Origin of the sequence: Dickeya poaceiphila (genome assembly GCF_007858975.2) — a bacterium.
Taxonomy (GTDB): domain Bacteria; phylum Pseudomonadota; class Gammaproteobacteria; order Enterobacterales; family Enterobacteriaceae; genus Dickeya; species Dickeya poaceiphila.
The window spans coordinates 1,739,566-1,753,721 of the sequence record NZ_CP042220.2; the positions used below are offsets into that span (position 1 = coordinate 1,739,566).

11 protein-coding genes and 1 pseudogene are annotated in these 14,156 nt (G+C 52.4%); 8 read left to right on the forward strand and 4 right to left on the reverse strand.

Annotated elements, in window-relative coordinates; all coding sequences use genetic code 11:
* Positions 1-226: 226 nt before the first annotated feature.
* Entirely contained in the window at positions 227-1,330 is a 1,104-nt protein-coding gene (ydiK, locus tag Dpoa569_RS07790; RefSeq protein WP_042871087.1) for an AI-2E family transporter YdiK, read from the reverse strand.
* Between the two features lie 334 nt (positions 1,331-1,664).
* On the opposite strand from ydiK, the gene ydiJ reads away from it, so the two are divergent.
* Positions 1,665-4,724 (forward strand): D-2-hydroxyglutarate dehydrogenase YdiJ, encoded by a 3,060-nt coding sequence (ydiJ, locus tag Dpoa569_RS07795; RefSeq protein WP_042871086.1) that lies wholly within the window; start codon positions 1,665-1,667, stop codon positions 4,722-4,724.
* Positions 4,724-5,146, forward strand: coding sequence for a hotdog fold thioesterase (locus Dpoa569_RS07800; protein WP_042871085.1), 423 nt, complete (start codon positions 4,724-4,726; stop codon positions 5,144-5,146). Before ydiJ ends, Dpoa569_RS07800 begins: the two co-directional genes overlap by 1 nt.
* 14 nt (positions 5,147-5,160) lie before the next feature.
* On the opposite strand, the gene Dpoa569_RS07805 is transcribed toward Dpoa569_RS07800, so the two are convergent.
* Positions 5,161-5,616, reverse strand: coding sequence for a hypothetical protein (locus tag Dpoa569_RS07805; RefSeq protein WP_050569458.1), 456 nt, complete (start codon positions 5,614-5,616; stop codon positions 5,161-5,163).
* A gap of 510 nt (positions 5,617-6,126) precedes the next feature.
* Between Dpoa569_RS07805 and sufB the strand changes: the two are divergent.
* The 6 genes and pseudogenes from sufB to Dpoa569_RS07830 form a co-directional block, all read left to right on the forward strand.
* Positions 6,127-7,546, forward strand: a pseudogene (gene sufB / locus Dpoa569_RS19550) (Fe-S cluster assembly protein SufB); the annotation flags it as partial.
* Between the two features lie 39 nt (positions 7,547-7,585).
* Positions 7,586-8,404, forward strand: a complete 819-nt coding sequence (gene sufC / locus Dpoa569_RS19555) for a Fe-S cluster assembly ATPase SufC (RefSeq protein ID WP_227983203.1) — start codon at positions 7,586-7,588, stop codon at positions 8,402-8,404.
* The gene (locus tag Dpoa569_RS07815) at positions 8,379-8,555 is read left to right on the forward strand and encodes a hypothetical protein (protein ID WP_155683838.1); all 177 of its coding nucleotides are present in this window, start codon (positions 8,379-8,381) and stop codon (positions 8,553-8,555) included. The genes sufC and Dpoa569_RS07815 overlap by 26 nt, the downstream gene beginning before the upstream one ends.
* Positions 8,539-9,762: a cysteine desulfurase SufS gene (gene sufS, locus Dpoa569_RS07820; protein WP_042871084.1), complete on the forward strand. Its 1,224-nt coding sequence runs from the start codon at positions 8,539-8,541 to the stop codon at positions 9,760-9,762. The genes Dpoa569_RS07815 and sufS overlap by 17 nt, the downstream gene beginning before the upstream one ends.
* Positions 9,763-9,799: 37 nt before the next feature.
* On the forward strand, positions 9,800-10,216 hold the full coding sequence (gene sufE, locus Dpoa569_RS07825) for a cysteine desulfuration protein SufE (protein ID WP_042871083.1): 417 nt from the start codon (positions 9,800-9,802) through the stop codon (positions 10,214-10,216).
* A 268-nt stretch (positions 10,217-10,484) separates the two neighbouring features.
* Entirely contained in the window at positions 10,485-11,498 is a 1,014-nt protein-coding gene (locus Dpoa569_RS07830; RefSeq protein WP_042871082.1) for a L,D-transpeptidase family protein, read from the forward strand.
* A 174-nt stretch (positions 11,499-11,672) separates the two neighbouring features.
* Here Dpoa569_RS07830 and Dpoa569_RS07835 read toward each other — a convergent pair whose 3' ends face one another.
* Positions 11,673-11,909: a major outer membrane lipoprotein gene (locus Dpoa569_RS07835; protein WP_012769424.1), complete on the reverse strand. Its 237-nt coding sequence runs from the start codon at positions 11,907-11,909 to the stop codon at positions 11,673-11,675.
* Positions 11,910-12,217: 308 nt separating this feature from the next.
* On the reverse strand, positions 12,218-13,630 hold the full coding sequence (gene pykF / locus Dpoa569_RS07840; protein ID WP_042871081.1) for a pyruvate kinase PykF: 1,413 nt from the start codon (positions 13,628-13,630) through the stop codon (positions 12,218-12,220).
* Positions 13,631-14,156 lie beyond the last annotated feature (526 nt).

A 14,156-nucleotide genomic window follows, 5' to 3' on the forward strand; every position in this document is an offset into this window, starting at 1 on the left:
ACTAAGTTTTAGACTGACTGGCGTCATTAAGAATCATCCTAATGGTTAACTTTTTTTGAATAATTGATTGGTGGTGAAAGAGTTTATGTCAATTAAACTGATTTTTATAAAACTTTTATTGTCTAAAATAATGAATTTTTGCGGTGAATTTTCCTAAAAACATAAAATTCACTTACATATTGGGAATATTCCCGGTGCGTGATGCACCGGGAAATGAATGCGGTAATCAGGATTTCTTGTTGGGGTGAGAAATGGTGTGAATCGGCGGCGGTTCAGGAGAGTCTGTCATCCACGCAGATAACAATCGGTAGGATACTGCCAGCACTACCGGACCGATAAATATCCCGATCATACCGAATGCCAGCAGCCCACCAATAACGCCGGACAAGATCAGCAGCATTGGCAAATCGGCACCCATACGAATCAACAATGGGCGGATGACATTATCAAGCGTGCCGACCACGCAGCTCCAGATCAGCAGAATGGTGCCCCAGGTAGTGTCACCGCTCCAGTAAAGCCAGATGATGGCCGGAACCAGCACCGTTAGTGGGCCGATTTGCGCTACGCAGGACAGAAACATCAGCACGGTGAGCAGTGTGGTGTAGGGAATTCCCGCCAGCGCCAGACCAATGCCACCTAGTACCGACTGTACAATCGCCGTCACCACCACGCCGAGAGCGACAGCCCGAATGGCCTGCGCTGCCAGAATTACCGCTGAATCGCCACCCTGACGTCCCAGCCGAATCGCAAAACGGCGCACACCCAGCGCCACCTGATCGCCTTTGCTGTACAGCAATACGCTAAACAGCACCATCAGCGCACAATGCATCAGGAAACGCCCGACATGAGCCGCTTGAGCGACGATCCAGGACGCGGTCTGGCCGATATAGGGCTGAATTTTAGCCATCAACGCCGGGCCGCCGCTATGTGCCAGCGAATGCCAACTGCTGTGCAACTTTGCGCCCACTAACGGGATGGATTGCAGCCAGTCAAGTGCCGGCGGCGTAATTCGGCCCTGCGCACCTATCCAATTTATCAGCGTTGAGGCGTTGTCAATGACGCTACTGACCAGCATTGACGTGGGGAACACGAACAGCAGCACCAGCAGCAGGGTCATGACCATCACCGCTAATAGGCGGGAGCCCCAGAGTATGTGCTGCAGGCGGATTAACAGCGGCCAGGTGGCGATGACCACCATACTGGCCCAGGCAAATCCAAGGATGAAGGGTTGAACTACCCAAAAACAGGCAATGATCAGAATACCGATAAACAACAAACTGAACAGGATTCGCGCAAGATCGAATCGCTGTGACTGAGATTGTTTCATCAAGGAAGGTTACCTCGTTAATTCAGGCGACAGGCCTAATGCAAGATGATGAAAACGGGAGGGCTGTCATCTGCCAGGTTGAATGCAAAAGGATGCGAACTGGAATTTATCATGCGTGATTTCCGCCGATTTGCACAGTGATTCCTGCCGATAAGGGAGAATCGGCAGCGTCTGGCGGTACATGTGGGGGATTGCTGCAACCCTAAGTTTTTATTGATCCGTTAACGCACAGCCAGGGGAAATATGATAAAACGAAAGAGCCGCAGATGGTCGATTGCCGCCTGACGGCATTTGTTCTATTGGCAAACACCACTCGCATGGACAGGGTCAACACATAATGATCCCACAGATCACACAAGCGCCGGGAATTGATCAACCGGTGCTGAGCTTTTTGGAAGCCTTGAAGCAACACGGTTTTACCGGTGATATCGCTACCCACTACGCCGACCGTTTGACGATGGCGACGGATAACAGTATTTATCAATTATTGCCGGATGCGGTGGTGTTTCCTCGCTCTACCGCCGATGTGGCGCTGCTGGCCCGGTTATCTGACGACGCGCGTTTTCGTGAACTGACGTTCACGCCGCGCGGCGGCGGCACCGGCACCAACGGGCAGGCGCTCAATCAAGGGATTGTGGTGGATATGTCCCGCCACATGAATCGCATTCTGGAAATCAACCCAGAACAGGGTTGGGTTCGGGTGGAAGCCGGCGTCATCAAGGATCAACTGAACCAGTATCTGAAGCCGTTCGGCTATTTTTTCTCGCCGGAGCTGTCCACCAGTAACCGTGCTACGTTGGGCGGCATGATCAATACCGACGCCTCAGGGCAAGGGTCGCTGGTGTATGGCAAAACCTCGGACCATGTGCTGGGACTGCGTGCTGTGCTGCCTGGCGGCGAGTTGCTGGATACGCAAGCGATGCCGGTGGCGCTGGCGGAACAGTTGGCGCAGGACGATTCGCTGATCGGTCGTATTTATCACACCGTGCTGCACCGCTGCCGTGAGCGTCGTGAGCTGATTATAGAAAAGTTCCCCAAACTGAACCGGTTCCTCACCGGGTATGACCTGCGCCATGTGTTCAGCGATGACATGCAAACGTTTGACCTGACCCGCATCCTGACCGGTGCCGAAGGAACGCTGGCATTCATCACCGAAGCGAAGCTGGATATCACGCCGTTGCCCAAGGTGCGGCGGTTGGTTAATGTCAAATACGATTCGTTCGATTCTGCGTTGCGCAGTGCGCCATTTATGGTGGAGGCGCGGGCGCTGTCGGTGGAAACGGTGGATTCAAAGGTGCTGAATCTGGCGCGTGAAGACATCGTGTGGCATTCGGTCAGCGAACTGATTACCGATGTGCCCGGCGAAGAGATGCTGGGGCTGAACATTGTCGAATTTGCCGGCGACGATGAAGCGCTTATCGATAGTCAGGTAACGTCGTTGTGTGAGCGTCTGGACGGATTGCTGGCTGCCCGTGAGGCTGGGGTAATTGGCTATCAGGTTTGTTGTGATCTGGTGGGTATCGAGCGTATTTACGGTATGCGCAAGAAGGCGGTCGGTTTGCTGGGCAATAGTAAAGGGCAGGCAAAACCGATTCCCTTTGCCGAAGATACCTGCGTGCCGCCTCAGCATCTGGCTGATTATATCGCCGAATTCCGCACACTGCTGGATAGCCACCATCTGAGTTACGGCATGTTTGGCCATGTGGACGCCGGGGTGTTGCATGTACGCCCGGCGCTGGACATGTGTGACCCGCAGCAGGAAATGCTGATGAAGCAGTTGTCCGATCAGATAGTCGCGCTGACTGCTAAATACGGCGGGTTGCTGTGGGGGGAACACGGTAAAGGTTTTCGCGCTGAATATAGCCCGTCGTTCTTCGGGCCGGAACTGTATGACGAATTGCGCCGGATTAAAGCGGCGTTCGACCCGAATAACCGTCTTAATCCCGGTAAAATCTGTGCGCCATTGAACATAGACGCACCCATGATGAAAGTGGATGCGGTGAAACGTGGCACCTATGACCGACGGATTCCGCTGGCGGTGCGCACTGCCTATCGTGGCGCGATGGAGTGCAACGGCAACGGTCTGTGCTTTAACTTTGATACCCGCAGCCCGATGTGTCCGTCGATGAAAATCACCGGCAACCGTATCCATTCCCCTAAAGGTCGTGCCACATTGGTACGTGAGTGGCTGCGACTGTTGGCGGAGCAGGGTGTAGACCCGCTGGTGCTGGAAAATGACTTACCGCGCCGGCGCGTCAGCTTCCGAGATTTGATCACCAAAACCCGTAATACGCTGGCGGCGCGTCGTGGTGAGTATGACTTCTCGCATGAGGTCAAAGAGGCAATGTCGGGCTGTCTGGCTTGCAAGGCCTGTTCCACCCAGTGCCCAATCAAGATTGACGTTCCCGGTTTTCGTGCACGTTTCCTGCAACTGTACCACACCCGTTATTTGCGACCGGCGCGAGACTACCTGGTGGCTGGTGTGGAAAGCTATGCCCCGCTGATGGCGCACAGCCCGAAAACGTTTAACTTTTTCTTGCGTCAGCCGTGGGTGAATGCGCTCAGCCGTACGTTGATCGGCATGGTGGATCTGCCGTTGCTGTCGATGCCGTCGCTGCGCCAGCAGTTTGTCGGTCATCAGGCGATGACGACTACGCTTGAGCAGTTGGAACAGATGTCGCCGCAGGCGCGCGCTGACCATGTGCTTATTGTGCAGGACCCTTTTACCAGCTACTACGACGCGCAGGTGGTAGCGGATTTTGTCCGGCTGGTGGAAAAATTGGGATTACGGCCAGTACTGCTGCCGTTTTCGCCGAACGGCAAGCCGGAGCATGTAAAAGGATTCCTGCAACGCTTTGCGAAAACCGCTGGCAAGACCGCGGAATTCCTCAGCCGTGTAGCCCGTCTTGGGCTGCCAATGGTGGGAGTCGATCCGGCGCTGGTGCTGTGTTATCGGGATGAGTACCGGGAAGTGCTGGGTCATCGGCGCGGCGACTTTCAGGTGCAACTGGTGCACGAGTGGTTGATGACGTTGCTGAGCGGTCGTGATGATAGTGCGCCAGCGCTGCGTGATGAGCCGTGGTATTTGTTCGGTCACTGTACCGAAACCACGGCGTTGCCAGCCAGTGGCCAGCAGTGGGCGGCGATTTTCGCGCATTTTGGCGCCCGGCTGGAAAATGTCAGCGTCGGTTGTTGCGGCATGGCCGGTACTTACGGTCATGAAACCCGCAATCTGTCGCATTCTCAGGGGATCTACGCGCTCTCCTGGCAGCCGTCTCTGCAACGGTTGCCGCAGGCGCGTTGTCTGACCACCGGTTATTCCTGCCGTAGTCAGGTCAAGCGTATGGAAGGGCGTGGATTGAAACATCCGTTGCAGGCGTTGCTGGAGCTGGTGTGATGCTGTGGAAACGTAGTGTAGATATTGAACAGTTGAATCAGATGGCGGTCGGCGGCATGGCCGGTCATATTGGTATCCGTATGACGCACCTGTCTGATGATACGCTGGAAGCGGTGATGCCGGTGGATCACCGTACGCGTCAGCCGTTCGGGCTGTTGCATGGCGGTGCCTCGGTAGCGCTGGCGGAATCGCTGGGGTCGATTGCCGGTTATCTGTGCTCGCAAGGAGAGCAGCGTGTGGTGGGGGTGGAGATCAACGCCAACCACCTGCGTGCGGTGACCGAAGGCGAAGTGCGTGGTGTTTGTCGCGCATTGCATACCGGCAAACGGATGCAAGTCTGGCAAATCGATATTTTTGATAATCAGGATCGGCTGTGCTGCACCTCGCGGCTTACCACCGCAGTGATTTCACCCGACGCCTGACTCCCCGCCATTCACTACGATCTGTTGGGCTTATGGCCCGGCAGGTCAGTTCTCGACCACGCACGGCATAACGGGATAAAGGCCACCTGTTGCATAAAATCAGCCTGAAAAGCGGTGGCTTTATCCCAGTGACCCATCAGATTGAACTGGACGCAAATGCACCGTAGCGTCTGGCGTGCAAAGTAGTAACTTTGCACCCGGAACAGCTGGTCGCGCCCGATATTATTGATTTCATGAATCAGACGTTGGTGAAGTTTGATCAGGCTGGACAGATAACGATTTTCATCGCCCTGCTGCTGGCTCAGTTCCGCCATATGCATTCCAGTCAGGTAATAGCGCCGTAATTCGCTAATCTCACTGTCATCCCGCTCCAGCGATGACTCCGCCAGATAAAATTCCATCGTGGTGTTACGCAACTGCTGCCGGTAATTATCAAGCTGTGCTTGTAACCAGGTGTTGAATGGGAACATGTCTGGTACCTGTTCATAAAATAATAATCATTATCATATTTTCAGGCTATTTATCATGCAATGCATCTGAACGGGATTTATCAGCGGGAGGCAATCATGATCGCATTTTTTGCCTGAAACGGGCTGCATTTATTATTGCGTATGATTATTTTGCATTAAATTTTTTCATGGCTAATGTGTTCGTAAAACAGGTTGTTCAATGAGTGCTATACTGATAGTCTGCTAATAGTAATTACTCACATTAAAATGTGTTAAATGTTTATTATACAATTATTTATTGGTTTTTTTGTTGTATTTTTGCATGGTGATAGTACTGAAATAATGAGTTTAGGATGAATATTTTTCCCTAAATATAATCATCTGGAAATAATGATTTTAAGTGATATCTATTATTTTTATTTATTCCTTCATTTTTGCCACTCAGCAATTTATACCCGTAACTAATGTGGGTGTGAGCGAGTAGAGCCAACGCACCTGCAACGTGAAGTATGACGGGTATAGATATTCGAACTGAACAGAAAAAGCTGCCAGGTGGTCGATATTATTCGCTGGCGTACGGTGGGGTATAACCGCAAACAAGGTGAGCACAATGATGGCACGCAGTAATTTGACAAATGGCATCAATGAAGATGTGGTGCGAGCACTTTCCACCAGACGTAATGAGCCGGAATGGATGCTGGAGTTTCGGCTCAGCGCTTATCGGGCCTGGTTGCAGATGGAGGAACCACACGGTCTGAACGCGCATTACGACCCTTTGAACGGTCAGGATCACCGCGATAACTCCGCTTCGTTTTGCGAGCGGGGCGGTTGCGAGCCCGGCACGACGCAACAACGCGCCGGCGCAGTTCTTTATAACGATACTGTCCACCACAATAAACAAGAGGTGGCGACAGGCGCTCTTTTTGATTCAGCGCCCGTAGCCGCCCTCTATCAGGACAGGCTGGCGAAGCAAGGCATCATTTTTTGTTCGTTCAGCGAAGCGATTCAGGCGTATCCGGAGCGGGTGCGCCAGTATCTGGGTACCGTGGTGCCCGCCAGCAGCAATTTTTTCGCTGCGCTGAATGCTGCACTGGCTTCCCAGGGGACCTTCGTCTACATCCCGAAAGGCGTGCGCTGCCCAGTGGAACTGTCAACTTACTTTCGCTCCGCCACGGCCTGGAGCGGTCAGTTTGAACGTACCCTCTTGATTGCCGATGACAATAGCTATGTCAGCTATATCGAGGGGTGTTCGGCGCCGGTACACGACAATTGTCAGCTACGTACGGCAGTCGTAGAGGTGATCGTTAACCAGAATGCCGAAGTGAAATATTACACGTTACAGAACTGGTTCTTTAGCCAGGGCAGTGAAGGCCGTGTTCTCAACTTCGTCACCAAGAGCGCATTGTGTGCTGGCAACTCGTCCCGTATGAACTGGACGCAATCAGAAATCGGATCGGCGGTGACCTGGAAATATCCAAGCGTGATTCTGCGCGGCGACTACTCGACAGGCGAATTTTGCTCGGTGGTGTTGACTCGCGGCCACCAGCAGGCAGATACCGGTACCCAAATGATTCACATCGGCAAGCACTCTCGTTCAACCATCATCACCAGAAGAATTGCCGCTGGACATAGCGAAAACACCTACCGTGGATTGGTGAAAATTATGCCCAGTGCGACAGATGCGCGCCATTTCACCCAGTGTCATTCGATGCTGGTTGGTGGCGACTGCCGCGTGCATACCATGCTTTGCATGGATGTGGAGAATAACTGCACGCAGCTCAACCATGAAGCCACGACCTTGCGCATTGGCGAGGATCAACTGTTCTATTGTCTGCAGCGAGGTATCAGTGCAAACGACGCTATTTCGATGATTGTGAACGGTTTCTGCAAAGACGTGTTATCAGCCTTGCCGCTGGAGCTGGCGGTGGAAGCACAGAAATTATTGTCCCTCGGCCCAAATACGGTGTGGGTTGATGAAAACGCCATCGTGATGGGACGCCATGCACCGTGTCGCGGTGCGGAAAATCATGAACGACAGGCAAAACGCCGCAAGGATAACCGCGTGCTAACGATTGAAAACCTGAACGTTAGCGTCAAAGACAAGCCTGGCATCAATGGGTTGAATCTTCGTGTCAGCCCAGGTGAGGTTCATGCCGTGATAGGGCCGAGCGGGGCGGGTAAGGGTACCTTGTCCGCCACCTTGGCTGGGTGTGAAGGATATACGGTGACCGGCGGCTCGCTGCGTTTTAAGGGCAAAGACCTGTTGGCGTTGTTGCCGGAAGCGCGTGCTGGCGAAGGGATGTTCATTGCGTTTCAGTACCCGGTGGAAATCGCCGGTGTTAGTAATCGCATTTTCCTGCAAACGTCGCTGAATGCCGTGCGTGCTTATCGCCAGCAATCGGCACTAGACAGGTTTGATTTTGAATACTGGATTAAGGACAAAATTCAATTGCTGAACGTGCCGGATGACCTGTTGGCACGTTCGGTCAACGTCGATTTTTCCTGTAGTGAGAAAAAGCACAATGACATTTTGCAAATGGCGGTGCTGGAACCCGATTTGTGTATTCTGGATAAGCCTGATTCCGGGCTGGATAGCGATGCGTTAAAAATCGTCGCCGATGGCATCAGCGCGTTGCGTGACGGTAAGCGCGCTTTCATCATCCTCACCGATTATCCGCACCTGTTGCATCAGATACGGCCAGACTACGTACATGTGCTCTGTCAGGGGCGGATTGTCCGATCCGGAGATTTTACGCTGGTGAAACAGGTGGAGGAGCAGGGCTATGACTGGCTTATCAACCAACAATAATGCACAACGGATGTTGCAACAATGGCAGCGCCTGCCTGACGCCGAGCTGACGGAGGCGTTCGACAATCATGTATTACGTGATGCGGTATTGACATGCGTGGCTCAGCGCTGCAGGCACGGGAAGGAGAAAGCGCATGAATTATCCTATTGAACGTGTACGAGCAGATTTCCCGATTTTGCAGCAATCAGTTAACGGGTATCCGCTGGCCTATCTGGACAGTGCCGCCAGCGCACAGAAGCCGTGGGCGGTTATTGAGCACGAGCGGGATTTTTATCTACACGAGTATGCTGCGGTGCACCGTGGTATCCATACCCTGAGTGCTCGCGCGACCAAAGCGATGGAAGAGGTTCGAGGAAAGGTGGCTGCCTTTATCCACGCGGCGTTGGCAGAGGAAATCGTGTTTGTACGCGGTGCTACCGAGGCCATTAATCTGGTGGCTAACAGTTATGGTCGTATCGCGTTTCAGCCCGGCGACAATCTGGTCATCAGCGAAATGGACCACCACGCTAACATTGTGCCCTGGCAGATGCTGGCAGAGACGCGCGGGTTGACGTTGCGTGTTCTGCCTATTACTGATGACGGTGAACTGGATATGGCTCAGTTGCCGGCATTGCTGGATGAAAACACCCGGCTGGTGGCAGTAACACAGGTTTCCAACGTGCTGGGTACTGCCAATCCGTTGGAGGAAATCATCCGTCAGGCTCATGCTTGTGGGGCGAAAGTGCTGGTGGATGGTGCGCAGGCGGTAATGCACCGGCCCGTAAATGTGCAGGCGCTGGATTGTGATTTTTACGTATTTTCCGGCCATAAGCTCTACGGTCCATCAGGCATCGGCGTACTGTACGGCAAACGCGCACTGTTGCAGGCTATGCCGCCATGGCAAGGCGGTGGAGCCATGATCCGTGAGGTCAGCCTGAAAAAAGGGATCACGTATGCCGGTACGCCATGGCGTTTTGAAGCCGGTACGCCCCATGTCGCTGGTGTGATAGGTCTGGGGGCCGCGCTGGATTATGTTTCTTCGTTGGGGATTGAGGCGATTCAAGTGCATGAAGATCGGTTGATGCGTTATGCGCTGGCATCGTTGGCTGAAGTCCCCACGTTTTGCCTGTACGGTCCGGTGAATCGCCAGGGGGTAATCGCCTTCAATCTGGGACATCACCATGCGTTTGACGTTGGCAGCTTTCTTGACCAGTACGGCATAGCCATTCGTACCGGCCACCATTGTGCTATGCCGCTGATGAGCCGTTATGGCGTGCCCAGCATGTGTCGCGCCTCGCTGGCGCTGTATTCCTGTCAGGTGGAGATTGATCGATTGGTGGAGGGATTGTATCGGATACATCGGCTGTTGGGTGAGTGAACCGACGGCATAACATTATCATGTCTGGAGCATTGTTATGATGAAACTGCCGGAACCACAGAAACTGCTGCGAAATTTTTCTCGTTGCAGCAACTGGGAAGAAAAGTACCTCTATATTATTGAGCTGGGCGCTAGTCTGGAACCATTTAGCGACGCACAGCGTCAGGATGATAATCGGGTATCGGGTTGCCAGAGTCAGGCCTGGATTGATTTAACGTGTGATAAACAAGGCAAGGTAGTGTTGTATGGCGATAGCGATGCTGCCATTGTCAAGGGGTTGATTGCCATTGTTTTTAGTCTGTATCAGGGGCTATCTGCCCAGGAGATTATCGAACAGGATGTACGCCCGTTTTTCGCCTCCCTGGAGTTGAGTCGACACCTGACGCCGTCGCGCTCGCAAGGGCTGGCGTCCATACTGCGCACGGTACAGGTGCGGGCTGGTGCGCTGATATAAGTTACTCTGCTATAAGCGACTATAAGCAAATCACAGGGCGCAGTGCTTGCGCCCTGCTGCGTCACATTTCAGAATCCATCCGGTGGATTTCCTGCTACCCTGCTTTTATCCTTGGGAGCTTCCAATGATGAAAGAGATTCAACCTATTGATAAGCAATAAGAAAGAAAGTGCTCGCCAATGGCGATTCACCCGCGTCTGTGATGAGGGTGATTTCACGTCGCGCTCTGGCGCTCACCCTATCTTCAGTATTACAACAGGAATCTGATAATGAAACGTGTACTTACCCTGATGGGATTATTGTTTGCGTCCTGCCTGGCGGGGATGCCGCCAGCTAATGCAACTGAGTACCCTCTGCCTCCTCCGGATAGTCGATTGATCGGGGAAAATAGTAGCTACACCGTGCCTAACGACGGTCATCCTCTGGAATCCATTGCCGCCAAATTCAAAATTGGCCTGCTTGGCATGTTGGAAGCTAATCCTGGAGCCGACCCTTATCTGCCGAAGCCAGGTTCCAGACTGACGATCCCACTACAGATGCTGCTGCCTGATACGCCACGGGAGGGAATAGTGGTTAATCTGGCGGAATTACGGCTCTACTATTTCCCGAAGGGAAAAAATACCGTGGTCGTTTATCCGATTGGCATCGGCCAGCTTGGCCGCAACACGCCAGTGATGGTCACTCACGTTATTGAGCGGCGTCCAAACCCGACCTGGATACCTACCGCCAATACGCGCCGCCATTATAAAGAACAAGGGGTCACCCTACCGGCGATGGTTCCTGGTGGTCCGGATAACCCGATGGGATTATTTGCGTTACGGTTGGAGAAAAGCGGCGGCGTGTACTCCATCCATGGTACCAACGCTGATTTTGGCATCGGCATGAGGGTGAGTTCTGGATGTATCCGCCTGCGCCCGGAAGATATCGAAGCGCTGTTTAATGACGTGCCGGTAGGCACCCGTGTGCAGATCATCAATGAACCCGTTAAGATTGCGGTGGAGCCGGATGGGAAACGTTATGTGGAAGTGCATCAGCCGCTATCACGTACCGATAAGGATGACCCGCAAACCATGCCGATTGCGCTGAACCAGAAGGTGAAAGCGTTTATTCACAATGATGATACTGATGCTGAGGTAGTTCAGAATGCGATTGTCCGCCGTTCCGGTATGCCCGTGCTGGTTAACATCGGGCAAACTATATCGCGTCAAACGTCATCGTCGCATCAAGCGTTATCGCAAAGCGCAGCACCGATATCGGCAGTCGGAACATCTCCGTCGCACTAGCGACAACCGAAGCCAGGACGTCATGAGAGGGCGTTCTGGCACGTCAGGCATCTTGCCAGAATGGCTTAACGAGTTTGGTAAGGCAAATGGTGGGTTAAGCTGGTGGTGTGATGGAGCAACGGAAAGACAAAAAAAATGGCGCACAGTGTGCGCCATTTTTCATTCAACCAGTTCTTACTTTTTGTAAGTACGAACCTGGTTGTCCAGGCGCTGGTTAGCACGAGCTGCGTCATCTTTAGCAGCCTGCACGTCGGTAGCCAGAGCGTCAACTTTGCTGGTCAGAGCAGATACTTTTTCGTTCAGAGAAGAAACGTCAGAAGACAGCTGATCCAGTTTAGCGTTGCTGGAGCAACCAGCCAGCAGAGTAGAACCCAGGATTACCGCGCCCAGTACCAGTTTAGTACGATTCATTATTAATACCCTCTAAATTGAGTTAATCTCCATGTAGCGTTACAAGTATTACACAAACCGTTTTCTGATGAGAATAAATTTTTTATGGGAACGCGCTTAATTTTGATCGTTCGCTCAAAGAATCATCGAGTTTTACAGGTAGGTTAAAAAAAGTAAGCAAAACAGGCTGATCTTATCAGAATACTCTGACCTTTGCGGCTGTATATATATTTTTTCTGTATAACTGATCACGCTTTTGCATCAGCTAAAAATGTCGTCACGAACAAAAAAGCGCCCCGCAGGGCGCTTAATAGATTCTCATTATCGAATTACAGACGATGTACCGATGCGGTGTTAGTCGTGCCGCTCGGCACCAGCGCGCCAGAAACCATCACGACAATATCGCCTTCCTGGGCCAGGCCGCTCTTCAGTGCCGCTTCTTTGCCAATGCGGTAGAAATCATCGGTAGAGGCGATTTCTTTCACCAGCATGGTTTCCACACCTTTACTCAATAGCAACTGACGTGCGGTGATTTCGTTGGTGGTCAGCGCCAGAATGCGGGCATGTGGGAAATATTTGCGGATAGATTTAGCCGATTTACCGCCATGGGTGGCAACCACAATCAGTGGCGCTTCCAGTTTCTCTGCCGTTTCCACCGCGCCGCGGCACACCGCTTCGGTGATGCGCAATTTGCTGGTGTGTTGCAGTTTATCCAGACGCGATTTCATCACTCTATCGGTGCGTTCGCAGATAGTGGCCATAATCGTGACGGCTTCCAGCGGGTATTTGCCTTTAGCACTCTCGCCAGACAGCATCACAGCGTCGGTGCCGTCGATGATGGCGTTGGCGACGTCACCTGCTTCGGCGCGGGTCGGACGCGGGTTCTTGATCATTGAATCCAGCATCTGAGTGGCGGTGATCACCACTTTGCGAGCCAGGTTGCATTTTTCGATCATCATTTTTTGCGCGAAGATTACTTCTTCAACGGGAATCTCCACGCCCAGATCGCCACGGGCGACCATGATGCCGTCAGAGGCGTCCAGAATGTCGTCAAAGTTATTCAGACCTTCCTGGTTTTCAATTTTGGAGATGATCTGGATGTGTTCGCCGCCATGCTGTTTCAGATGGGCGCGAATCTCTTCTACGTCGGAACGTTTACGAATAAAGGAGGCTGCCACAAAATCGACACCCTGTTCGCAACCGAAAATCAGGTCACGTTTGTCTTTTTCGGCCAGTGCAGGTAACTGGATGGACACGCCCGGCAGGTTGACCCCTTTGTTTTCGCCGAGATCGCCGTTGTTCAGCACCTTACAGATAACCTCACCGCCTTTGATCTCGATGACTTCCATACCGATCAGGCCATCGTCAACCAGCACCGTGTTTCCGACGCTCAGGTCATTGGCAAAGCCGGCATAGGTGACCGCTACACGGTCTTTGTTGCCGATAACGCTCTGATCGGTGGTGAAGGTGAAGGTCTGGCCTGCGGTCAGTGAGACGTCTGCGCCATTCTCCAGTTTGATGGTACGGATTTCCGGGCCTTTGGTATCCAGCAGAATGGCTGCTTTCAGGCCGGTTTTTTCTGTCACGGCACGCAGATTTTTAATGCGTTGACCATGTTCTGCGTAGTCACCGTGAGAGAAATTCAGGCGCATTACATTCATGCCTGCGCTCAGCAGCTTGCCCAGTACTTCCTCTGATTCGGTTTTCGGACCGATGGTACAAACGATTTTGGTCTTTTTCATAACGGTAGTTTCTACAAGTTGTGATGGATAAAAAAACAGGATGACCGACGGTTAGCTAAAGCTGAACCTTCGGGAACAATACGTTTGCGACAGCGAGAGAATGGTAAGTATAGATGGTGACAGGCGAGGAGAAATGAAGAAACACGTGACTGGATATTGCCCATAAAACAAAGTGGACGAGGCGGCAATATCCCTGAGGATTGTGTTGTCGGTGGTGTTTTTGTCAGTGGCACGTGGATTCGCTGAAACCATTCAATGAAACAACGTTCCGTATTATAGTTATCAGACAAAGAGATACAAGCTGTTGAAGGGATGGATAACGCGTATTTTCGTGCTCTTGCGCAAAAAAATGTACGATTTATTATTTTTACACAAATTTGTTGCGCAAATGCCCTAAGAATCTCTGGCTGTCGGTGTAGTAAAAAGACGGAAACCTGGGATGGTAGTGGCTGGTCTGGCAACCTCTGGCGGCGGGAATATTGGTTCTGGGTCGATCCGGGTCACGTTTCCATCCCCTGAAGGTTGA

Coding starts and splice junctions, on each gene's coding strand:
- Dpoa569_RS07805 (WP_050569458.1), bottom strand. CDS start 5,616: ATGTTCCCATTCAACACCTGGTTACAAGCACAGCTTGATAATTACCGG.
- sufE (WP_042871083.1), top strand. CDS start 9,800: ATGATGAAACTGCCGGAACCACAGAAACTGCTGCGAAATTTTTCTCGT.
- sufS (WP_042871084.1), top strand. CDS start 8,539: ATGAATTATCCTATTGAACGTGTACGAGCAGATTTCCCGATTTTGCAG.
- Dpoa569_RS07800 (WP_042871085.1), top strand. CDS start 4,724: ATGCTGTGGAAACGTAGTGTAGATATTGAACAGTTGAATCAGATGGCG.
- Dpoa569_RS07830 (WP_042871082.1), top strand. CDS start 10,485: ATGAAACGTGTACTTACCCTGATGGGATTATTGTTTGCGTCCTGCCTG.
- sufC (WP_227983203.1), top strand. CDS start 7,586: ATGGGACGCCATGCACCGTGTCGCGGTGCGGAAAATCATGAACGACAG.
- Dpoa569_RS07815 (WP_155683838.1), top strand. CDS start 8,379: ATGACTGGCTTATCAACCAACAATAATGCACAACGGATGTTGCAACAA.
- Dpoa569_RS07835 (WP_012769424.1), bottom strand. CDS start 11,909: ATGAATCGTACTAAACTGGTACTGGGCGCGGTAATCCTGGGTTCTACT.
- ydiJ (WP_042871086.1), top strand. CDS start 1,665: ATGATCCCACAGATCACACAAGCGCCGGGAATTGATCAACCGGTGCTG.
- pykF (WP_042871081.1), bottom strand. CDS start 13,630: ATGAAAAAGACCAAAATCGTTTGTACCATCGGTCCGAAAACCGAATCA.